Source organism: Streptomyces sp. NBC_00557 (assembly GCF_036345995.1).
Lineage (GTDB): Bacteria > Actinomycetota > Actinomycetes > Streptomycetales > Streptomycetaceae > Streptomyces.
In genome coordinates, this window is record NZ_CP107796.1 from 362188 (window position 1) to 385456 (window position 23269).

The window sequence follows — 23269 nt, forward strand, 5'->3', positions numbered from 1 at the left end:
CAACCACACCGCGCAAGGAGGCCGCTGGCATGTTGCTTGAGCGGCAGAACGAACTGAAGGTGGCGGCCGAGGCCCTGCGGCTCACCCAGCACGGCAACGGGTCGCTCATCGTGATCAGCGGTCCGCCCGGCATCGGCAAGTCCGCGCTGCTGACGGAGATCGGAGAACTGGCCGCACGGCTCACCGCCGGGCCGTCGGCCGGCGCGTCGGCTCCGCCCCGCGCCCTGGTGATGCGGGCGTACGCCGCCCCGGCCGAGCGCGACTTCCCCCTCGGGGTGACCCGGCAGCTGCTGGAGCCGGTGCTGACGTCCGGCTCGTTCGTGGCCCGGTGGTGCTCCGGGCCGGCGCGGCCCGCCCTCGCCTTCCTCCAGGGTGACGCGGAGTCGAGCAGGCAGCGCACGGCGACGGCCGTGCGGGCGCTGCTGTCGATGGTGGAGAACATGACCCACGACCGGGTGCCGGTGCTCCTCGTCGACGACGTGCACTGGGCCGACGAGGAATCGCTGCAGTGGCTGGACCAGTTGGTGAAACAGGTGACGCACCGGCGGATCCTGGTGGCGGTCACCCTCTGCGAGGGCGAGCCCGCGGCGGAGCGGCAGGAGGTCCGGCCGCTCGCCGCCGCCGAGCACACGCTGCTGCCGGCGCCGCTCGGTCCGGCCTCCGTCGACGGGCTCGTGCTGGAGCGGCTGGGCGTGCCGGCCGACCCGGAGTTCACCACGGCGTGCCACGAGGCCACCCGGGGGAACCCGCTGCACCTGGTGTCGCTGCTGCAGGAGTGCCAGACCCGCGGCGTGGCGCCGGTGGCGGCCGAGGCGCCCGCGGTGGCGGCGATGGTGCCGCCGGCGCTGCGCCGCAGACTGCTGCAGTGCCTGCGGGAGCAGCCGCCGTACGTGCTCGCCGCGGCCCGGGCGCTGATGGTCCTCGGCGACGACGCCGACCGGCAGGTGGTGGGCGAACTCGCCGGGCTGGACCCGGTGGACCTCGACGAGAGCCTGTGGCGGCTGCGGCGGCTGGCGCTGGTGACCCGGCAGGACACCCTGCGGCTGGCGCACCGGGCGGTGCACGAGGTCATCGACGAGGGCACCTCCCCGCACGAGCGCAACCGTCTGCATCTGCGGGCCGCGGCGCTGCTGCGCTACCGGGGCGGCGCGCCCGAGCGGGTCGCCGGTCATCTCCTCGCCGCGACCGCGCAGTTGGACGACGACGCGGTGGCCGTGCTGCGGCGCGCCGCCGACGCCGCGGTACGGCGCGGGGCGCCCGAGACCGCCGCGCGCTATCTGCGCCGGGCGCTGCGCGACATCCCTCCGCACAGCGAGGCCCGGGCCGGGCTGCTGGTGGAACTGGCCCAGGTGGAGCGCAGCTTCGCCCCGTCGGTGGCCGTACGGCACGTCGCGCAGGCGTTCCCGCTGCTGCCCGGCCCGCCGGCCCGCGCGCAGGCGCTCGCGGCGCTGACGCCCGTGGCGCCGGCGGCCACACTGCTGTCGCTCACCGATCTGCTGCGGCGCACGGCGGACGAACTCGCCGCTGCGGACGAACTCGCGGGCCCCGGCGGGCCGACGGCCGCCCACCACTCGCTCCGGCAGCGCCTGCAGGCCCGGATGTACTACCTGTGCGAGAACGACCCGGCGGTGCTCGCGTCGGCCGCGGACCGGCTGTCCCGGCTGGACGAGCAGCCCGAGACGGCGACCGGCGAGCAGCGGGAGCTGCTGGTCGCCCTGCTGCACGCGGCCACCGTCTCGGCGGGGCTGCCGGCCGCGCGTATCGGGGCGCTCGCCCACCGGGTGCTGGACCACGAGCCGGCCTCCGCCACGCACGTCCACACGATGCTGCCGCTGCTGGTGCCGATATCGGTCGCCGCGGACTCGGTGGCCGGGCTGCTGCCCTGGCTGGACAAGGCCCTGGGGGACGCCGTACGGCGGGGCGGACGGCTCGAGGAGTCGGTGGTGCTGGCCGAGCAGGCGCTGGTGCTGCTCGCCCAGGGCCGGCTGGCGGCCGCGCGGGAACGGGCGGTGCGGGCCGGCGCCGCCGTCGCCCCCGAGGAGGCCACCACGCTGTCCGCGCTGGCCCTGGTCGCGGTGGCGCTGCGGGCGCGGGAGCCCGAGTTGGTCGCCGCGGTGCCGGAACGCTTCCGCGGACTGCACGAGAACTGCGAAATCGCCGCGCTGCTCAGCCTGGTCCGCGGCATGGAGGCCGAGACCCGCGGCGAGGCGGCCACGGCCGTGGAGCACTACCTCGACGCCGGGTACGCCCTGGACCGGGCGGGCTGGCGCAACCCGCTGGTGGTGCCCGCGGCCTACTGGGCGGCCCGCACCCTGCACCGCACCGGCGAGGCCGACCGGGCGGAGCAGCTGTCCGAGCAGTACCTCGAGCAGGCCCGCCGCTGGGGCGCCCCGTCGGCGCTCGGCCGTGCGCTGGCTCTGCGGGCCGCTGTGGGCGACGAGGCCGCCGCGCCCAAGCTGCTGCGCGAGGCCGCCGGGGTGCTGGAGGACTCGGCCGACCTGCACTCCCGGGCCGCGGTGCTGCTGCGGCTCGCGGAGACGGTGGCGCCCCGGCACGCCGCCGAGGCGGAGGATGCGCTGCGCCGCTCTCTGGAGCTGGCCGTGGAGTGCGGCGCGGGGCGGATCGCCGCCCGGGCGCAGGAGATGCTGGGACCGGCGGCGGCCGGCGTCACCGCCCGCACCCCGCTGACGTCCGCGGAACGGCTGGTGGCGCAGATGGCCGTCCAGGGGCTGACCAACCAGGCGATCGCCGACTCCCTCGGCGTCTCCCGCCGGGCCGTGGAGAAGCATCTGACGAACTGCTACCGCAAGATGTCCACCTCCGGCCGGTCGGGCCTTGCCGCCGCCCTGGCGGAGGCGGGCCTCCCCGACGCCACCGACGACCGTGGCGACCCGACCGAGGCCGTACGGCCCCAGGGGGCGGCGTGACGACGGAGGGGGCCCGGGCGGGGGTGGTCCGTGGCGGGGAGCGTTCCCCTGCCTTTCCGGGGCCGCCCGGACGCGGCGGGGCAGCCCCCGCTCGGGCCCGCCCCGCCCTGGGCGGCGGAGCGGCCCCTGCTCGGCGGCTCCCCGCCCTGGGTGGACCCGGCCGCTGCCGTCCCGAGGGGCGCGCGCGGGTCAGGCCGGGGCCTGCCAGCTGAGAGGTGACTGGTAGAGCCGGTGCCGCTCCAGGCGGTTCCAGTGGGCGGTGGTGCGGGGGCGCCGGACGGTGGCGCGGGTGCGGTCGTGGGCCGCGGCGGCGCGCGCCAGGAGGAGCGCGGTCAGCGCCGCGAGTTCCTCCTCGTCGGCCACGCCCCGCTCGACCCGCACAAGGGCCGTGTCGTGGAGTGTGTTCACGTGGGTCCCTCCTTCTGTCCGGGCCGCCCGAGCCGGGTCAGCGGGCCTGCGCGGCGGCCTGAGCCGTGAAGTGCTCGTCGAGGATCTTCAGCACGTCCGCGGCGCGGCTGTTGAGGTAGAAGTGGCCGCCGGGCAGGACGTGCAGGCGGAAGCCGGCGGTGGTGTGCTTCTGCCAGTCCTCGGCCTCGTCGACGGACGTCTTGGGGTCGCTGTCGCCGACCAGCGCGGTCACCGGGCAGGCCACCGTCGCACCCGGCTCGCACCGGTAGGTCTCCACCGCCTTGTAGTCGCCGCGCAGCGCCGGCAGGATCATCCGGATCAGCTCGTCGTCGCCCAGCAGCCGGTCGTCGGTGCCGCTCATCGCCTTGACCTCGGCGATGATGCCGTCGTCGCCGCGCTGGTGCACGTTCTCGTCGCGGTACCGGGAGGGCGCGCGCCGGCCGGACGCGAAGAGCCGCACCGGGCCGCCGCCGTCCCGCTCGAACCGCCGGGCCACCTCGAAGGCGACGACCGCGCCCATGCTGTGCCCGAAGAAGGTCAGCGGTCGGTCGTCCCAGCCGCGCAGGGCGCCGTACACCTGGTCCGCGAGCGCGCCGATGTCGTCGATCAGCGGCTCGTTGCGCCGGTCCTGCCGGCCGGGGTACTGCACGGCGACGACGTCGACGCGCGGGCTGAGGGCCGTGGCGACGGGGAGGTAGTAGCTGGCCGAGCCGCCCGCGTGGGGGAAGCAGACCAGGCGGTGGGCGGCCTCGGGAGCCGGGTGGAAGCGCCGGCACCACAGGCCGTCGTCGGCGGGGGAAACGCTCACGCTGCTCGTCCGTCCTCTGTTCGCGGGCCGCCGTGCACTGCGCACGGGCCCGTTCGCTGGCGGTATGTGCCGCCACTATCCGCCAAGCCGGCCGCTCGGACGGGCCCGGCGGGGGGAAGTCTGGGCGTTTCCCCTGTCCTTGGCCGCGAGGGCCGGTTGCGCGTTGTGCGGGCGCGCGGGCCGGTGGCATAAAGCTGACCGCCGGCCGCGGATCGACGCGCCGGACGCGCCACGAGGAGTTCCCATGCCCACCATCCCGGACGCCCGGCCCACGAGCGGTGCGGCGGCCCCGCCGTGAGCCGTGGTGCCGGCGGCAGGCTCTTCGCCGTCAGCGACCTGCACGTCGCCTACGAGCAGAACCGTGCCGTCGTACGTGCGTTGCGGCCGGCCGACCCGTCCGACTGGCTGATCGTCGCCGGTGACATCGGCGAGCTGACCGCGGACGTGGAGTGGGTGCTGCGGCTGCTCGCCGACCGGTTCGCGACAGTGGTGTGGGTACCGGGCAACCACGAACTGTGGACGCACCCGGACGACCCGGTGACCCTGCGCGGCGAGGCCCGCTACCGGAGTCTGGTCGAACTGTGCCGATCCCTCGGGGTGCTGACGCCCGAGGACCCGTACGTCACATGGCAGGGACCCGACGGGCCGGTGGTGATCGCACCGCTGTTCCTGCTGTACGACTACTCGTTCCTGCCGCCGGGTGCGACGGGCACCGCCGACGCGCTGGCCCGCGCGGAGAAGGCCGGGGTGGTCGCCACCGACGAGTTCCTGCTGCACAGCGACCCCTATCCCGGCCGGGCGGCCTGGTGCCGGGCGCGCCTCGCGTACACCCGTGAGCGGCTGGACGCCTGTCCCCCGGATCTGCCGACCGTGCTGGTGAACCACTTCCCGCTGGTGCGCGAGCCCACCCGGATCCTGCGGTACCCGGAGTTCGCCCTGTGGTGCGGGACCACCGCCACCCACGACTGGCACCGCCGCTACCGGGCGGCGACCGTCGTCTACGGCCATCTGCACATCCCGCGGACCACCTGGCACGACGGCGTTCCGCACCGCGAGGTGTCGCTGGGCTACCCCCGCGAGTGGCAGGCCCGCGGCAGGCCCGATCCCCTGTTGCGCGAGATCCTGCCCCGGCGAGGTGCCCGATGAAGCCGCTGATGCGCCGGCTGCTGCCGGCGGTGGCGGAAGTGACCGAGGTGCGCGGCGAGTTGTCGGCGCCGCCGCTGTTCCCCGAGGAGGAGGCGGTCGTCGCGCGGTCTGTGGTCGCGCGGCGGCGTGAGTTCGCCACCGGCCGGCGCTGCGCGCGGCTGTCGCTGGCCGCGCTGGGCCTGCCGGCGCGGCCGCTGCTGTCCGGGGAGCGCGGGGAGCCGCTGTGGCCCGAGGGGGTGGTCGGCGCGCTCTCGCACTGCGCCGGCTACCGGGTGGCGGCCGTCGCCCGCGCCACGGACCTGGCGGCGCTCGGCATCGACGCCGAGACGGCGGGCCCGCTGCCCGACGGGGTGCTGGAGGCCGTGTCGCTGCCCGAGGAGCGCGCCCAACTGTCCCGGCTGCGGGCCTCCGTGCCGCACGTGCCGTGGGACCGGTTGCTGTTCAGCGCGAAGGAGTCGGTCTACAAGGCGTGGTTCCCGCTGGCCCGCACGATGCTCGGCTTCGACATGGCGCGGCTGGGCTTCACCGTCGTTCCGGACGCCGGGAGCGGGGTACGGGGCACGTTCTCGGCGCGGCTGCTGAGGCCGCTGCCGGCCGCGTTCGCCGATGCGATCGGCGGGCCCGTCCTGGACGGGTGGTGGCTGGTCGACGAGGGGCTGGTGCTCACCGCCATCGCGCCGCCCGCATGCCGTACGACGACCGGCCCCGGCGACGAGACGTCCGCGGACCGGGCCGGGCCCGCCCCTTCCCACCCGGCGGTGCCCCGCACCTCCCACCGGTCCGCGGCCCCCCTTTCCGCCCCGCTCCCGGCGGGTACGTCCCACGGACCCGCCGGCACCCCTTCCAGCCCGCTCCCGGCCGGTACCTCCCGCCGGTCGGCGGCAACCGCCCCCGGCCCACTCCCGACCGGAACCCCTCACCGCCCAGCGGCCAGCACCTCCCGCCCGCTCCCGGCCGGTGCGCCCCACCAGTCGGCGGCAACCGCCCCCGGTCCCCTCCCGGCCGGTACGTCCCACGGACCCGCCGGCACCCCTTCCAGCCCGCTCCCGGCCGGTGCGCCCCACCGGTCGACGGCAACCGCCCCCGGCCCGCTCCCGGCCGGTACCTCCCACGGGCTCGCGGGCACCCCGTCCAGCCCACTCCCAGCCGACACGTCCCACCGGCCGACGGCCACCACCCCCAACCCACGCCCGACGGGAACCTCTCACCGGCCAGCGGCCAGCACCTCCGGACCGCTCCCGGCCGGTACGTCCCACCGCCCGGCGGCGACCGCCGACGGCCCGCTCCCGGCGGGGACCTCCCGCAGGTCCGCGGGCACCGCCTCCGGTCCGCCCGCGCCCGCGTAGTTCCCCCCGCGTCCGCGGCGGGTGCCGCGGGCCGTCATCGATGTGATGGAGAGACAGCGATGCCCCAGCTCAACGCGACCGGTCCCGACTCCCCCAGCGAGGCGGTCCTCGCCGCGCGGCTCGCCCTGTCCGCGACGGCGACGGGCGGCGAGGCCATGTCCGACGTCGAGTTCTTCGAGTGGCTGGACGCGCGGCGCCCCCAGCACCGCCAGGAGGTGCGCCGTACCACCTTCGCGGAGCTGTCCGGCTGGCGCTTCGCCCCGGAGACCGGTGATCTCGAGCACCGCAGCGGGCGCTTCTTCTCGGTGCGCGGCCTGCATGTGCGCAGCGACTTCGGACCGGTTCCCGAGTGGAGCCAGCCGATCATCCGGCAGCCGGAGATCGGCATCCTCGGTCTGGCGGTGCGTGAGATCAACGGCGTGCTGCACTGCCTGATGCAGGCGAAGGCCGAGCCCGGCAACGTCAACGGCGTGCAGCTGTCGCCGACCGTACAGGCCACGAAGAGCAACTACACGCGGGTGCACGGCGGTTCGGCCGTGCCGTACCTGGAGTGCTTCCGGGAGCCGTGGGCGCGCGGGCACCGGGTGCTGGCGGACGTGCTGCAGTCGGAGCAGGGCTCGTGGTTCTTCTGCAAGCGCAACCGCAACATGGTCGTCGAGGTGGGGCCCGAGGTGGAGGCCGGCGAGGACTTCTGCTGGCTGACGCTTCGTCAGCTGCACGCGCTGCTGCGGTACGAGAACCTGGTCAACATGGACTCCCGTACGGTGCTGTCCTGCCTGCCCGACTGGCAGCACGGCCCCGGACCGTCCCCGGCGCTCCACTCCGACGTGGCGATCCGCAACTGGATCACCACCCAGCAGAGCGAGCGCGAGGTCAGCGCGGAGCTGGTGCCGCTGCGGGAGATCGAGACCGAGGGCTGGCACGTCGGCGAGGACCGCATCGCGCACGAGCGGGGCCTGTACTTCAGCATCGTGCCCGTGGACGTCTCCTCCGGCCGGCGCGAGGTGGCGTCCTGGTCGCAGCCGCTGCTGGAGCCGCACGGCACCGGTGTGGTGGCGATGCTGGTGCGCCGGATCGACGGCGTGCCGCACTGCCTGGTGCACGCCCGCGTCGAGCCCGGCTATCTGGACGTCATCGAGCTGGGTCCCACCGTGCAGTGCACCCCGGAGAACTACGCCCATCTGCCGGCCTCCGCCCGCCCCCGCTTCCTCGGCCTGGTGGAGCGGGCGCGGCCGGAGCAGATCCTGTTCGACACCGTGCTGTCGGAGGAGGGCGGCCGGTTCCTCGACGCGCAGAGCCGCTACCTGATCGTGGAGGCGGACGGCGACGGGCCGGACGACATACCGGACGACTACCAGTGGATGACGCTGCGTCAGCTCGGGGAGCTGCTGAAGTACAGTCACTACGTGAACGTGCAGGCGCGGACCCTGGTCGTCGCCCTGCGGTCGGTGCCGGGTATCGCCGCGCACCTGCCGGGCGCCCGCGAGGCGCTCACCGTGCCGGCGGCGTCGGCCGCGACGGCGGTCGCCCACAGCCGCGCCACGGCGGGCGCCACGGACGAGGGGGCGGGGCGTGCGGATCATCGGTGACGGCTTCCTCGCCCGCAATCTCGCCGCGGAGTTCGGCGACCGCTTCCCCGGCGTGACGGCGCTGGCCTGCGGCGTGTCGAGGACGTCCACCGCGGCGCCCGCCGAGTACGACCGTGAGGCGCAGGTCCTCTACGACGCGCTCGGCGCCTGTGCCCGCGAGGGCCGGCAGCTGCTGTTCTTCTCCACGGCGTCCTTCTCGATGTACGGCTTCACGGACGGCGGGGAGGCGGCGGCCGAGAGCGACCCGGTGCGCCCGCCGAACGCGTACGGGCGGCACAAGCTGGCGCTGGAGAGCGTGGTGCGCTCCTCCGGAGTCGAGCACCTGGTGCTGCGCCTGAGTCACGCGGTGGGCGGCCATCAGCGCCCGCACCAGCTGCTGCCCACGCTCGTCCGGCAGGTCGGCGCCGGGGAGGTGACGGTACATCAGGGCGCCCACCGCGATCTGCTGGACGTGCGGGACCTGCTGCACGCGGTCGGGCGGCTCCTGGCGGACGGAGTGAGCGGCGAGGTGCTGAACGTGGCCTCGGGCGTCCCGCAGCCGGTGGAGTCCATCGTGACGGCGATCGAGCGGCGCCTCGGCGTCACGGCCCGCCGGGTGGAGCGGCCCGGCTCCCCCGCCGTGACCCGGGTGTCACTGGAGCGGCTGCGCCGGTTCGTGCCGGACTACCGGTCCACGCCGGACGAGACGTACCTGGACGCTCTCCTGGACGCCTATCTGCCGTACTACACGGCGCTGTCCCGGGCCTGAGACAGCAGGCGGCACCGCCGCGGGCCTCCACTGGTTCCGCGCACTGCGGGAATCCCTAGACAATTCCCCCGCCCGGGGACTGGAGTCACTCGTTCCGCCTAGCGTGGCCGCATGATCGAGCTTGCGGGAGTGACCAAGCGGTACGGCCGCAAGGTGGTGGTCGACGACCTCACCTTCACGGTCCGGGCCGGCTGTGTGACCGGCTTCCTCGGGCCCAACGGAGCGGGCAAGTCCACCACGATGCGGATGATGCTCGGCCTGGACCGCCCCACGTCCGGCCGGATCCTCATCGACGAACAGCCCTACGCGCGGCTGAAGGAGCCGCTGCGGCACGTGGGCGCCCTGCTGGACGCCAAGGCCATGCACGGCGGGCGCAGCGCCTACCAGAACCTCAGATGCCTGGCGCTCAGCAACGGCATACCGCTCACCCGGGTCGACGAGGTCCTCGAGGAGGTCGGCCTCGCGTCGGTGGCGAAGAAGCGGCCCAAGGGGTTCTCCCTCGGCATGGGGCAGCGGCTCGGCATCGCGGCGGCGCTGCTCGGCGACCCGGAGATCGTGATGCTGGACGAGCCGGTCAACGGCCTGGATCCCGAGGGCATCCACTGGATCCGCACGCTGATGAAACGGCTGGCGTCCGAGGGCCGTACGGTGTTCGTCTCCAGCCATCTGATGAGCGAGATGGCGCTGACCGCCGACCATCTGGTCGTCATCGGCCGGGGCCGGCTGCTCGCCGACACCGGCATGCAGGAGTTCATCGACCGCAACACGCGCGCGTCGGTACGCATCCGCACCCCCGAACCGGAGAAGCTCCGCGACGCGCTGGCCGCCGCGGGGATCACCGCCGCCGAGAACGGCACCGGCACGTTCGAGGTGACGGAGGTGCCCGCGGAGCGGCTGGGCGAGCTGGCGCTGGAGCACCGGATCCTGCTGCACGAGCTGAGTCCCCAGCACGCCTCGCTGGAGGAGGCGTTCATCGCACTGACCGGTGAGGCCGCCGAATACCGCACCGGACCGCTCGCACCGGGGACCGTCCCGCCCGGCGGCCCGCTGGTGCCCGAGACCACGCGAACGGAGTCCTGAACCATGTCCGCACCCGTCGCGGCCCTCCGCTCGGAATGGGCCAAGCTCACCACGGTCCGCTCCACGGCGTGGACGCTGATCGCGGCCTTCGCCGTCACCGTGGCCTTCGGCACGCTCGTCAGCGCCCTGTCCAACGCCCGCTACGACGATCTGTCCCGGCAGGACAAGCTCACCTTCGACCCGGCCGGCACCAGCTTCACCGGCGGCGTCCTCGGCCAGCTCGCGATGATCGCGTTCGGGGTCATGGTGATCGGCGGCGAGTACAGCACCGGGATGATCCGCAACTCGCTGGCGGCGGTGCCGCGCCGCGGCGTGTTCTACGTCAGCAAACTCGCGGTCGCGACCGGCGCGGCCCTCGTCGTCGGCATGGTCACCAGCTTCGTCACCTTCTTCGCCGGACAGGCGGCTCTCGGTTCGCACAGCACCACCATCGGCGCGCACAACGTGCTGCGGGCCACGCTGGGCGCCGGTCTCTACATGACGCTCATGGCCGTGTTCTCGATGGGCGTGGCGACGATGCTGCGCAGTTCCATGCTGTCGATGGGCATTCTGATGCCGTTCTTCTTCCTGGTGACGCAGATCCTCGCCTCGGTGCCCGGCGCCAAGAAGGTCGCGCACTATCTGCCGGACCAGGCAGGCGAGGCGATGGCCCGGGTGGTGCGCAACCCCGACGTGCCCTACGGGCCGGGCGGCGGCCTGGTCGTCATGCTGGTGTGGGTGGCCGCCGCGGTGCTCGGCGGATATCTGGTGCTGCGCGGCCGGGACGCCTGATCCCGCTCACGACTCGTCCGCCGCGCACGGAAGTCTAGGAAATTGCCGGTGTTCCGCGCGGCACACTGAGCAGCAATTCCACGGCTCAGGGAGCATTTCATGACCGAGATCAGGTCGGTTCGGGTGGCGGACGGGTTCTCCGTCGCCGTGCCGCAGACGGAGGGCGCGCTGTTCTCCGAGGTCGACTTCATCTACAACGAGATATTCGTCGAACGCGCCTACCTCAGGCACGGCATCCAGCTCACCGACTCCTCCCGGGTCGTGGACGCCGGTGCGAACGTGGGGCTGTTCTCCCTCTTCGTCAAGCGGGAGTTCCCGGGCGCGAGGATCCTCGCCTTCGAGCCGATCCCCGCGATCCACCGGGCGCTGCTGGAGAACCTGGACGAGCACGGCGCGAAGGACGTGGAGGTGGTGCGCGCGGCGCTGGGCCGGCAGGCCGAGGAGCAGGTGCGGTTCACCTTCTACCCGGCGCTCCCCGGCAACTCCACCCGCTACCCGGAGCAGAAGAAGGTCGGCCAGGAACTGACCGTGTCGCAGATCGGCCAGGAGGCCGTGGACCGCATCATGGCCGGCATCGAGGTCGAGGCGGAGGTGCGCCGGCTCTCCGACGCACTGCGCGACTGGGCGCCCGAGGGCCCGATCGACCTGCTGAAGATCGACGTCGAGGGCGCCGAGCTGGAGGTCATGGAGGGCCTCGACGCGGCCGACTGGCAGCGCGTGCGGCAGACCGTCATCGAGGTCCAGGACCTCGACGGCCGGCTGGAGGCCGTGCGGGGCATCCTCGACGCCCAGGGCTTCGCCGTGACCGTGGAGAGCGCGGCGAACCTGCCGGAGGTGTTCCGCTACTCGATGGTGTACGCCCGCCGGGAGGACTGACCGCTACGGCGGCCGCCGCACCGGCAGGCGAAGCGCCCCGGCACCGGAAGGTGCCGGGGCGCTGTGGTGTGCGCGGCGGGGCGCTCAGGACAGGCTGTCCTCCTTGGCCCACTCCGGCAGCTGAAGGACGGTCAGGACGGCGGAGGTGGAGACCCAGCCGGACGCCGAGGTGGTCATCAGGACGTGGTCGCCGGGCGACAGCATCCCGTTCAGGAGCAGGTGGTTGAGGGAGACCGCCATGTCGCAGGCGCCCATGTGGCCGTACTCCTTGCCGAAGTCCCAGGTGGAGCGGGACATCGGCAGGCCCAGCGGCTGCATCTTCATCTGGTCGATCATCCGCGAGTCGCTGTTGGCGGCCACCACCCAGCGCAGGTCGGCGGCGTTCAGCCCGGCGTCCACCAGCGAGCGGTGCACGATGTCCAGCTCGAAGTCCCGGATCATCTCCATGCACTTGTCGAGCGGCATGACGTGCTGGTTGAAGTAGGAGAGCAGCTCCATCGTGCCGGACGCCTTGCGCTCCTCGCCGCGGAACGGCAGCAGCGACTCCTCACCGCGGTGCCACTGCTCCAGTTCCGGCAGGGTCCCGGAGTTCACCGCGCGCAGCGCCGCGAAGCCGCTGTCGCCGCTGAGCAGGACGGCGGCGCCGCCGTCGCTGGCGGTGAAGCCGGTGCCGAACCCGGTCCAGCGGTCGATGAGCGGGCTGGTGAAGTTCTCCGCGGCGGTGACCAGCGCCGTCTCCGCGCCGGCGGCGCCCGTCAGCCGGCCGACGGCGACCTCGATGCCGGCCAGCAGGCCGTTGGAGTGCTGGCGCACGTCGGTGCTGGCGACACCGCTCGCGCCGAGCTCGCGCAGGACGTAGCCGGGCGGGTAGAAGCCCTCGGGGCCGTGCTGCACCGCGGTGCAGTGGACGTGGAAGTCGAGGTCCTCGATGTCGTACGAGGACCGGCGGAACGCCTGCCGGGCGGCGAGGACCGCCATGTCGAGCGCGGGCAGGTCGCCCGCGATGTAGGCGGCGGTGAGCCCGGTGCCGTACTGGACGGAGTACTCGTCGTAGAGCCCCTCCTCGACCGCCTGCTCGACGCTCACCCATCGGTCCGGGATGTACGTCCCGACCGTGTCGACATAGACGCCGTCCGTCTTCATGAGTGATGGTTCTCCTTGCGTGTCGTGGGTGTGCCGTCGGGGTGTGCGGTCCGGGGTGTGCCCGGGGGCACGGACGCGGGGCGCGCGTCACAGCCGCTGGAGTTCTTCCTTGAGGTGGGCGGCGAGCCGTCCGGGGGTGTCGGCCTCGAACAGCAGGGTGGCGGGCAGGCGCAGTCCGGTGGTCTCGCGCAGCCGGTTGCGCAGCGCGAAGGCGGTCAGGGAGTTCAGGCCGATGTCCCGGAAGGCGCGGGTGGCGTCGACGGCGTCGGGCGAGGGGTAGTCGAGGACGGCGGCGACGTCGGCGCGGACCAGGTCCGTCAGGACGGCCTCGCGTTCGGCGTCGGTCAGTCCGGCCAGGCGGCGCCGGAGCGTGCTCAGGGCGCTCGCACCGCCCCGCTGCCCCACCCGGCGGCGGGGCGGCGGCCCGGCGAGTGCGCGCAGGGGTGCGGGCAGGCTCGCGCCGTCGGGCCGGCCGGCGAGGGCCGCCGGGTCGGGGCGCAGCAGGACGGCGGCCGGGGCGTCGAGGACGCACGCGGCGTCGAACAGGTCCAGGCCCGCCGAGCGGGGCAGCGGGGCCACGCCGGCGGGGGCGCCGCCCACCGTGGCGCCGTCGGCGTCCCAGCGGCCCCACGCCACCGACGTGCCCGGCAGGCCCTGGGCGCGGCGGCGCAGGGCGAGCGCGTCGAGGAAGGCGCCGAGCGCCGCCTCGCCGCTGCGGCCGGGGGCGCCCAGCGTGCCGGCGGCGGACGACAGGAGCAGCAGCGGCACGGCCATGCCGGGGTCCTGGAGTCCGGTCAGCTCGGCGAGGTGCCGGGCGACGCGCATCTCCCGTTCCAGCACCCGCTGTTCGGCCTCGGCTCCGTCGCGGGGCTCGGGAAGCCGGGCCGCGTGCACGACTGCGGCCGGCGGCCGGCCGCCGGGCGTGCGGTGCAGCAGCTCGGTCACCGCGTCGCGGTCGGTGAGGTCGCAGTCGGTCACGGTCACCTCGGCGCCCGCGGCGGTGAGTTCGGCGGCGAGCGCGACGAGGCCGTCACCGGGGGCGGTGTCGGCGAGCACCAGCCGGGTGACGCCCCGCCGGGCCGCGAGGTGCCGGGCGACGGCGGCCGCGGCCGGGCGGCCGGCGCCGGTGACGAGAACGGTGTCGCCGGGCCCCGTCAGCAGCCCGGTCTCCCCCGCCCGCGCCGGCACGGCGGCCAGCCGGGGGACGCGCACCGCACCGCGTACGACGGCCAGTTGGGGTTCGGGCAGGGACAGCGCGGCGGGCAGGGCACGCCAGGAGGCGCGGGCCCCGTCGAGGTCGGCGAGGACCAGCCGGCCGGGGTCGGCCAGGTGGAGGGTGCGGATCAGTCCCCACACGGCGGCCGCGGCGGGCTGCGGTCCCTCGGCACCGTCCGCGCCGCTCAGCGCGCCGCGGGTGAGGAACACCAGCCGGATGCCGGCGAACCGCTCGTCGGCCAGCCACTCGGCGGCCAGTTCGGCCGCGTCGCGCACCGCCCGGGCCGCGTCGTCGGGCCCGGGCAGCACTCCGGTCAGTACGGCCTCGGGGACGGGGACCCCGGAGTCCAGGGCCTTGGCGAGGGCGGCCAGGCTGTCGTGGGCCTCCGTGTAGACGCCGGCCTTCATCAGGGCCGCCCGGGCGCCGAGCACGTCGGGGCCGACAAGCACCCAGCGGGGCTTGGCGCGGGGGGGCTCGCAGCCCGTCTCCGGCCACTCCAGGCGGAACAGCGGGCCACTGCGGGCGGCGGTGAGCGCGGCGCGGTCGCCGGGGGCGAGGCGGACCGCCCCGACCGACGCGACGGGCAGGCCGAGGTCGTCGGCCGCCTCGACGGCGACGGTGTCGGTGCCGGTGCGGGTCAGCCGGACCCGCAGCGCGCAGGCGCCCTCGGCGTACAGGGCGACCTGGTGCCAGGAGTCGGGCACCGGCGTCGCGCCGAACGCGTCCTGCCCGGCGAGCGGCAGCGCGCGCAGCGCGGTGTCCAGCAGGGCCGGGTGCAGCGCGTGCCGGCCGCCCTCGCCGGGGTCGGTCAGCGCGACCTCGGCGAACAGGTCCTCGCCGCGCCGCCACAGTCCGCGCAGCCCCTCGGGCACGGACGGCGCGTCCAGGGCGACGGGTTCGGCCTCGGCGGGCGGCCACAGCTCCAGGTCGAAGGAGGCCCGGGTCTCGCCGGTGCACAGCACGGCGCGGGCGTTGAGGGTCCACGCGGCGCCGGGCAGGGCGCCCGCGGGCCGGGAGTGGATCCGCAGGGGCCGCTCCCCCGACGGGCCGGGATCGCCGACGGTGACCCGCAGCCGCACTTCGTCGCCCTCGGGCAGTACGAGGGGCGCCTGGGCGGTGAGTTCGGCGATGCGGTCGCAGCCGGCCCGGTCGCCTGCCTGCACGGCGAGTTCCAGCAGGACCGGCCCCGGTACGGCGACCGGCCCCGCCTGCGCCGGTCCTGTGCCGCCGGGCAGGTTCGCCCGGGAGAGAGTGCCGGTGAGCAGCAGGCCGCCCGGGTCGGGCAGTTCGACGCACGCGTCCAGCAGGGGGTGCCGCTGCGCGGAGGCGTCGGCGGCGGCCGGGGCCTCCGGCGTCATCCAGTACCGGCGGGTGGCGAACGCGTAGGTCGGCAGCGGCACGCGGCGCGCCCCGGCGGGGGCCAGGAGCGCCGCCCAGTCGATCCGGGCGCCGCGCACATGGAGCGCGGCGAGGAGCACGGTGAGGCCGGCACCGCTGAGGGGCAGCAGTTCCGCGTCGGCCTCCGTGCCGGGCGCCTGTTCGCCGAGGACGACGATGGTCCGGTGGCCGGCGTCGGCGAGGGCGCGCAGGGCCGACGCGGGGTCGGCGGGCGGCTCGGCGAGGGCGGCGGCCCACGCGTCGGCGCCGGTCTCCTGCTCCGGGTGCAGCAGGGTGCCGGTGGCGGCGGAGGCGAACGGCAGCTCGGCGGCGGCGAAGCGGACCGCGGGCGCCGGCGCAGGGTGCGTCGTACCGCTGTGGTGGACGGCGAGGCGGGCACCGGTGTCCAGGGTGATCAGGCCGGCGGCGCAGGCGGCGGCGATCTCGCCGTACGACTGCCCGCCGACCGCGCCGGGTTCGACGCCGTAAGCGCGCAGCTGCGCGGCGAGCGCGACGGCCACCGCCCAGCCGAGCGGCCCGGCGATCTCCGGCCGTTCCTGCCAGCCGGGGGCGGTGCGCCCGGCCAGCACGTCGGCGGGGGTCCAGTCGACCAGGGCGGCCACGGCGCCCCCGCACGCGGCGAGGGTCTCGGTGAACACCGGGCAGGATCCGGCGAGGGCGGCCGCGTCCGCGGTCCAACGGGGGTCGGCGGGCGGGAAGTACAGGGCGGCGGAGGGTGGCACGGAGCCGGTGGGGACCGTGCCTGCGGCGAGGGTGACGCGCGCGTCGTCCCCGGCGGGAGCCGTGCCGTCCGCGAGGGTCTTCAGGGTGCGCAGGGCCGCGTCGCGGTCGGTGACCGTGAGGACCGCCCGGTGTTCCAGCGCCGACCGGGTGGTGGCCAGGGACAGCGCCACGTCGGGCAGGCGGAGCGCGGGCGCTTCGGTCAGGAGGGCGTGCAGCCGCGCCGCCTGTCCGCGCAGCGCCTCGGGGGTGCGGGCGGACAGCGGCAGGGGGATCCCGCCGGGCAGCGGGATGGCCCCGGGCGGGGTGCCGTCGGCGGCCTGGGCATCGACCTGGGCGTCGGGGCCGTCGAGCGGGCTCTCCCCGTCCCGGGGCGGCTCTTCGATGATCACGTGGGCGTTGGTGCCGCTGATGCCGAACGACGAGACACCGGCCCGGCGCGGACGTTCGCCGGCGGGCCAGGGCACGTCCTCGCGCAGCAGCTCCACCGCTCCGGCGGACCAGTCGACGTGGGAGGAGGGGCGGTCGGTGTGGAGGGTGCGGGGCAGCACGCCGTGGCGCATCGCCATGACCATCTTGATCACGCCGCCGGCCCCGGACGCCGCCTGGGTGTGCCCGATGTTGCCCTTCATCGAGCCCAGCCACAGCGGCCGTTCGCGGTCCTGCCCGTAGGCGGCGACGACGGCCTGCGCCTCGATGGGGTCGCCGAGCGGGGTGCCGGTGCCGTGCGCCTCGACGGCGTCCACGTCGGCGGGCTCGAGGCCGGCCGAGGCGAGGACCTGCCGGATCAGCCGCTGCTGGGCCGGGCCGCTGGGCGCGGTGAGGCCGTTGGAGGCGCCGTCCTGGTTGACGCCGCTGCCGGCGACGCGGGCGAGGACGGGGTGGCCGTGCCGCCGGGCGTCGGAGAGCCGCTCCAGCAGCAACAGGCCCACGCCTTCAGCCCAGTTGGTGCCGTCGGCGTCCTCGGAGAACGGCTTGCAGCGGCCGTCGGCGGCGAGGGTGCGCTCCCGGCTGAAGGCGACGTACGGGTCGGGCCGGGACATCACCGCGACCCCGCCGGCGAGGGCGAGGTCGCACTCGCCGGCGCGCAGGGCCTGGGCCGCCAGGTGCAGGGCGACCAGCGAGGAGGAGCAGGCGGTGTCCACGGCGACGCAGGGGCCCTCCAGGCCGAAGGCGTACGACACCCGGCCCGCGGCCACGTTGCCCGCGGTGCCCATCTGCATGCCGGACGCGTAGTCGTGGTAGGTCACGCCCGCGAACACGCCGGTGCGGCTGCCCTTGAGGGAGGCGACCGGGATCCCGGCCCGCTCGAACACCTCCCACGAGGTCTGCAGCAGCAGCCGCTGCTGCGGATCCATCGCCAGGGCCTCGCGGGGTGAGACGCCGAACAGCTCGGCGTCGAACTCGCCGGCGTCGTAGAGGAATCCGGCCTCGCGGACGTAGGTGGTGCCGGGGCGGTCGGAGTCCGGGTCGTACAGCGCGTCGAGGTCCCAGCCGCGGTCGGTGGGGAAGGGACCGAGGCCCTCGGCGCCGGAGGAGACCAGCCGCCACAGCGCCTCGGGCGAGTCCGCTCCGCCGGGGAAGCGGCAGCCCATGGCGACGATCACGACCGGGTCGTCGTCGGCCGCGCCGCCGGACGGGCGGGCGCCCGCGTCGACGCCGGCGGGGTCCGCGGCGTCGTCCACGCCGAGTTCGGCCGCGAGGTGGGCGATCAGGGCGGCGGGCGTCGGGTGGTCGTAGACGAGGGTGGCGGGCAGGCGCAGCCCGGTCTCCTGGGTGAGCCGGTTGCGCAGGTTGACCGCGGCCAGCGAGTCGAAGCCCAGCTCCTTGAACGGTTTGCCGGTGCTCACCGCGTCGGCGCCGTCGTAGCCGAGGAGCGCGGCGACCTGCCCGGTGACCAGGTCGGCGACGGCGCGGCGGCGCCGAGTGCGCGGCAGGGACGCGAGGCGCCGCGCGAAGCCGCCGCCCGGCCCGTCGGCGGCGTGGGCGCCGCGGCGGACGGTGACCCGCAGCAGTCCGCGCAGCAGCGGCGGCAGTTCGCCGGACTCGGCGCGGGACCGCAGCGCGCCCGGGTCGAGCCGCATCGCCAGCAGCAGCGCGCGGTCGGCGGCGGTGCCGGCGTCGAAGAGGGACATGCCGTGCTCGGCGGAGAGGGCAATGACCCCCTGGGCGGACGTCCGGGCGGTGACCGCGGGGTCGAGGCCGGCCGTCATGCCGCCGAACCGCTCCCAGGGTCCCCACGCCAGCGACGTCGTCGGCAGCCCGGCGGCCCTGCGGTGCTGGGCGAGGGCGTCGAGGAAGGTGTTGGCGGCGGCGTAGTTGCCCTGTCCGGGGTTGCCGAGCAGACCGGCCGCTGAGGAGTACAGCACGAACGCGGACAGGTCGAGGTGCCGGGTCAGTTCGTGCAGGTGGGCGGCGGCGGCCGCCTTGGCGCGGAACACGGCGGCCAGGCGGTCGGGGGTGAGGGAGGTGAGCAGTCCGTCGTCGAGGGCGCCGGCGGTGTGCACGACCGCGGAGACCGGGTGCCCGTCCGGGACGGAGGCGAGCAGCGCGGCCAGTTCCGACCGGTCGGCGACGTCGCAGGCCTCGACGCGCACCTCGGCGCCGAGCGCGGTCAGTTCGTCGCGCAGGGCGGTGGCGCCCGGGGCGGCGGGCCCGGAGCGGCTGACCAGCAGCAGCCGTCGTACACCGTGCTCGACGACCAGGTGGCGGGCGGCGAGGGCGCCCAGCGCGCCGGTGCCGCCGGTGATCAGGACCGTCCCGTCGAGGCCGAACGGTACGGCCGCCTCGGCGGCGGGCGCCGCACGCACGACACGCGGGGCGAGCAAGGCCTCGCCGCGCACGGCGAGTTGGGGCTCGTCGTCGCGCACGGCGGAGACGGGCAGGGCGTCCGGTGTCTCGTGGTCGACGAGGAGGAAGCGGCCCGGGTGCTCGGACTGCGCGGTGCGCATCAGGCCCCAGACGGGGGCGTGCACGAGGTCGGGCACCGGGTCGTCGTCACCGGCCGCGACGGCGTTGCGAGTCAGTACCACCAGCCGGGCGGCGTCGAGGCGTTCGTCGGCCAGCCACTGCTGGAGGGTGGTCAGTACGGCGGCGGTGGCGTCCTGGGCCGCGGCGGCGAGGGCGTCGCTGCCGGAGGAGGCGTCCCCGTCGGCGGACCCGAGCGTGAGGACCACCGTCGCCGGGGCCGTCGCGCCCCCGTCGAGCGCGGCGCGCAGGGCGTCCAGGTCGGGCAGGGCGCGGGCGGGGACGCCCTGGCCGGTGAGGTGGGCGGCGAGGCCGGCGCCGTCCGGGCCGAGCACCGTCCACTCCCCCGCGTCCGGGCGGGCGCCCGGGAGGCCGGCGACCGGCTGCCAGTCGAGGGTGTGGAGGCCGTCGGCCTGGGGGCCGGTGGTGAGGCCGGACGCGGGCACGCCCGTCAGGGTGACGGAGTCGACGGTGGCGAGGGGCCGTCCCTCGGTGTCCGTCAGCAAGAGGGAAACCCGGTCGGTGCCCGCGCCGGAGATCCGCAGGCGGGCCGCGCCCGCGCCGGTGGCGTGCAGGGTCACGCCCTGCCAGCCGAGCGGCAGCGACACGTGGCCCTCGGCCGGCTCGGGCCCGGTTGCCGCGGCGGCCTGGACGGCGGCGTCGAGCAGCACCGGGTGCAGTGCGAAGGCGCCGGTCTCCTGCTCGCGCGGCCCGTCGGGCAGGGCCAGCTCGGCGTACAGCTCACCGTCGCCGCGCCACAGGGCGCGGACGGCGCGGAAGGCCGGGCCGCAGGAGTGGCCCCGCCGGGCCAGCTCGTCGTACAGGCCGTCCACGTCGACGGGTTCGGCCCGCTCGGGCGGCCACACCCCGGAGCCGTCCCGGACGGCCGCGGGCTGGACCTCGCTGGTGAGAGTGCCCTCGGCGTGGCAGCGCCAGGGCTGGTCGGCGGTGTCGTCGTCGGGCCGGGAGTGGATGCTCACGCCGCGCCGGCCCGTCTCGTCGGGCGCACTCACGAGGACCTGGACGCGGACGGCGCCCCGCTCGGGCAGCGGCAGCGGATCGCGCAGGGTCAGATGGTCCAGGGCGGTGCAGCCGGCCTCGTCGCCGGCCCGGACGGCGAGTTCCACGAGGACGGACGCGGGCAGCAGCGCGGAGCCGGCCGTCTCCCGGTCGGCGAGCCAGGGCAGGGACCGCGCGGACAGGCGGCCGGTGAGCAGGACGCCGCCGGCGTCGGCGAGTTCGACGGCGGCGCCGAGCAGCGGGTGCCGGGCGGCGCCCAGTCCCGCGGCCCGGATTCCGGCGGCGCCGGAGGGTCCGGCGGGCAGCCAGGCGCGGCGGCGCTGGAAGGCGTAGGTGGGCAGCGGTTCGGCTGGTGCGCCGGGCCCGGTGGCGCCGGTGACGCGGGCCGCCCAGTCGACGGCGGCGCCCCGCGTCCAGAGTGCGGCGAGGGCGGTCTCGAAGGCGAGCGGTCCGGGCCGGTCCTTGTCCTGCGCGGGGACGGCGAGGGTGTCGTCCTCGGCGGGCAGGCTCTGGGCGGCGAGGGCGGTCAGGGTGCCGTCGGGGCCCAGTTCGAGGAGGCGGGTGACGCCGAGTCCGCTCAGCGCGCGCACGCCGTCGGCGAACCGGACGGCGTGCCGGACGTGCCGCACCCAGTACTCGGGATCGGTGAGCTCGTCGGGGTCGGCCGGGCGACCGGTGAGGTCGGAGACGACGGTGAGCCGCGGCGGATGGAACTCCAGCGACTCGGCGACGCGGCGGAAGTCCCGCAGCATCGGCTCCATCAGCGGCGAGTGGAAGGCGTGGCTGACGCGCAGGGCGGTGGCGCGGTGCCCCTGGGCCCTGACCTGCTCGGCGATCTCCTCGACGTCGGCGGCGGCGCCGGAGACGACGGTGGCGCGCGGCCCGTTGACGGCGGCGACGCCCACGCGGTCGGCGCGGCCCTCCAGCAGCGGCAGCACCTCGGCCTCGGGGAGCTGGAGGGAGACCATCGCGCCGCCCTCGGGGAGCGCCTGCATCAGCCGGCCACGGGCCACCACGAGGCGGCAGGCATCCGCCAGGGACCACACGCCCGCCACGTGGGCGGCGGCGAGTTCGCCGACGGAGTGGCCGAGGAGGACGTCGGGGCGCAGGCCGAAGGACTCCGCGAGCCGGTACAGGGCGACTTCGAGGGCGAACAGGGCGGGCTGGGCGTACTCGGTGCGGTCGAGGAGGCCGGGGTCCGTGCCGAACACGACGTCCAGCAGCGGGCGTTCGAGTCCGGTGTCGGCCTCGGCGCACACCGCGTCGAAGGCGTCGGCGAACACCTCGTAGGCGTCGTAGAGCGCACGGCCCATGCCGAGGCGCTGGGAACCCTGGCCGGCGAAGAGGAAGGCGGTGCGTCCGGGCGTGGCGGCGGATCCGGAGACGAGACCGGGCCGGGCGTGGCCGGCGGCCACCGCGTCCAGGCCGTGCAGGAGTTCGTCGGTGCCGGTACCGAGGACCACGGCCCGCTCCTCGAACACGGACCGGGTGGTCAGGAGTGCGGCGGCGGTGCGGGCGGGATCGGTGGCGGGCCGGGCGCGGACGAACTCGGCGAGTCTGCGGGCCTGTTCGCGCAGTGCGGCGGGGGTGCGGCCGGTGACCAGCCAGGGCACGGTCCCGGACGGCAGGCGCAGCGCGGCCGGCTGGGGTGCGGGGGTTTCGGGGTCGGCGGGCGGCTCGTCGGGGGCCTGTTCGAGGACGACGTGGGCGTTGGTGCCGGAGACGCCGAACGCGGAGACGCCGGCCCGGCGCGGCCGGTCGCCGGTCTCGGGCCAGTCGGTGTTCTCGTGCAGCAGCCGTACGGCGCCGGCCGCCCAGTCGACGCGGGCCGTGGGCTCGTCGGCGTGCAGGGTGCGCGGCAGGAGACCGTGCTGCATCGCCAGCACCATCTTGATCACGCCGGCGACACCGGCGGCGGCCTGGGTGTGTCCGATGTTCGACTTCACCGAGCCGAGCCACAGCGGGCGTTCGCGGTCCTGGCCGTACGTCGCGATGAGCGCCTGCGCCTCGATGGGGTCGCCCAGGGAGGTGCCGGTGCCGTGCGCCTCGACCGCGTCGACGTCCGACGGCTTGAGCCCGGCGCTCGCCAGGGCCGCCCGGATGACGCGCTGCTGCGAGGGGCCGTTGGGTGCGGTGAGCCCGTTGGAGGCGCCGTCCTGGTTGACCGCGCTGCCCCGGACCACCGCCAGAACCCGGTGCCCGTTGCGGCGCGCGTCGGAGAGCCGCTCCACGACGAGGACGCCGACGCCCTCGCCCCAACCGGTGCCGTCCGCGCCCTCGGCGAACGCCTTGCACCGCCCGTCCGCGGCGAGCCCCCGCTGGCGGGAGAACTCCACGAACGCGCCCGGTGTCGCCATGACGGTGACACCGCCGGCCAGCGCCAGGTCGCACTCGCCGTTGCGCAGCGCCTGCACGGCGAGGTGCAGCGCGACCAGCGACGACGAGCAGGCCGTGTCCACCGTCACCGCGGGGCCTTCGAGGCCCAGCACGTACGACACCCGGCCCGACAGCACCGAGGCGGTGATGCCGGTGGTCAGGTGGCCGTCGGACTCCTCGGGCCGGTTCAGCATCAGGGCGAGGTAGTCCTGGCCGTTGGTGCCCATGAAGACGCCGGTGTGGCTGCCGCGCAGGGTGCCCGGCTCGATGCCGGAGCGCTCCAGCGCCTCCCAGGAGGTCTCCAGCAGCAGTCGCTGCTGGGGGTCCATGGTCATCGCCTCGCGCGGGGAGATGTCGAAGAACGTCGAGTCGAACAGCGGCGCGTCGTAGAGGAACGCGCCCTGGCGGGCGTACGTGGTGCCGGTGCCGCCCGCCGGGTCGAGGACTCCGTCGAGGTCCCAGCCGCGGTCGGCGGGGAAGTCGGCGACGGTGTCGCGTCCCTCGGCGAGCAGGCGCCAGAACTCCTCGGGGGTGTCCGCGCCGCCAGGGAAGCGGCAGCCGAGGCCGACGACCGCGACGGGCTCCTGACGGCTCGCCTCGGCGTCATGAAGGCGCTTGCGAGTCTGGCGGAGGTCCGCCGTCACCCTTTTCAGGTAGTCCCGCAGCTTGTCTTCATTGCTCGCCATCGTGCTCCACTTCCTCGCAAAAGCCGTGAACGGTCCCGTCGCTG

General features: G+C 75.6%; 12 protein-coding genes. 8 read left to right on the forward strand and 4 right to left on the reverse strand.

The window, feature by feature from the left end; translation table 11 throughout:
• Window positions 1-29 precede the first annotated feature (29 nt).
• Complete coding sequence (locus OG956_RS01655) at window positions 30-2927, forward strand: ATP-binding protein (RefSeq protein ID WP_330336102.1); 2898 nt, start codon at window positions 30-32, stop codon at window positions 2925-2927.
• Window positions 2928-3116: 189 nt separating this feature from the next.
• Here OG956_RS01655 and OG956_RS01660 read toward each other — a convergent pair whose 3' ends face one another.
• Window positions 3117-3335, reverse strand: a complete 219-nt coding sequence (locus OG956_RS01660; protein ID WP_330336103.1) for an acyl-CoA carboxylase epsilon subunit — start codon at window positions 3333-3335, stop codon at window positions 3117-3119.
• Window positions 3336-3372: 37 nt separating this feature from the next.
• Window positions 3373-4143 (reverse strand): thioesterase II family protein, encoded by a 771-nt coding sequence (locus tag OG956_RS01665; RefSeq protein WP_330336104.1) that lies wholly within the window; start codon window positions 4141-4143, stop codon window positions 3373-3375.
• 294 nt (window positions 4144-4437) lie between these two features.
• Here OG956_RS01665 and OG956_RS01670 point away from each other — a divergent pair, with 294 nt between their 5' ends.
• From OG956_RS01670 to OG956_RS01700, 7 genes are all read left to right on the forward strand, one after another.
• The gene (locus tag OG956_RS01670; RefSeq protein ID WP_330336105.1) at window positions 4438-5289 is read left to right on the forward strand and encodes a metallophosphoesterase family protein; all 852 of its coding nucleotides are present in this window, start codon (window positions 4438-4440) and stop codon (window positions 5287-5289) included.
• Entirely contained in the window at window positions 5286-6635 is a 1350-nt protein-coding gene (locus OG956_RS01675; RefSeq protein WP_330336106.1) for a 4'-phosphopantetheinyl transferase family protein, read from the forward strand. The genes OG956_RS01670 and OG956_RS01675 overlap by 4 nt, the downstream gene beginning before the upstream one ends.
• 59 nt (window positions 6636-6694) lie before the next feature.
• Window positions 6695-8224 carry an NDP-hexose 2,3-dehydratase family protein gene (locus tag OG956_RS01680; RefSeq protein ID WP_330336107.1) on the forward strand — a complete coding sequence of 510 codons (1530 nt, stop codon included), beginning with the start codon at window positions 6695-6697 and terminating at the stop codon, window positions 8222-8224.
• Entirely contained in the window at window positions 8208-8972 is a 765-nt protein-coding gene (locus tag OG956_RS01685) for an NAD-dependent epimerase/dehydratase family protein (protein ID WP_330336108.1), read from the forward strand. Before OG956_RS01680 ends, OG956_RS01685 begins: the two co-directional genes overlap by 17 nt.
• A gap of 111 nt (window positions 8973-9083) precedes the next feature.
• Complete coding sequence (locus OG956_RS01690; protein ID WP_330336109.1) at window positions 9084-10052, forward strand: ABC transporter ATP-binding protein; 969 nt, start codon at window positions 9084-9086, stop codon at window positions 10050-10052.
• Between the two features lie 3 nt (window positions 10053-10055).
• Window positions 10056-10823 (forward strand): ABC transporter permease, encoded by a 768-nt coding sequence (locus OG956_RS01695; protein ID WP_330336110.1) that lies wholly within the window; start codon window positions 10056-10058, stop codon window positions 10821-10823.
• 99 nt (window positions 10824-10922) lie between these two features.
• Window positions 10923-11699 carry an FkbM family methyltransferase gene (locus tag OG956_RS01700; RefSeq protein WP_330336111.1) on the forward strand — a complete coding sequence of 259 codons (777 nt, stop codon included), beginning with the start codon at window positions 10923-10925 and terminating at the stop codon, window positions 11697-11699.
• Between the two features lie 84 nt (window positions 11700-11783).
• On the opposite strand, the gene OG956_RS01705 is transcribed toward OG956_RS01700, so the two are convergent.
• Complete coding sequence (locus tag OG956_RS01705; RefSeq protein WP_330336112.1) at window positions 11784-12842, reverse strand: ketoacyl-ACP synthase III family protein; 1059 nt, start codon at window positions 12840-12842, stop codon at window positions 11784-11786.
• Window positions 12843-12929: 87 nt separating this feature from the next.
• The gene (locus OG956_RS01710; RefSeq protein WP_330336113.1) at window positions 12930-23225 is read right to left on the reverse strand and encodes a type I polyketide synthase; all 10296 of its coding nucleotides are present in this window, start codon (window positions 23223-23225) and stop codon (window positions 12930-12932) included.
• Between the last annotated feature and the right edge of the window lie 44 nt (window positions 23226-23269).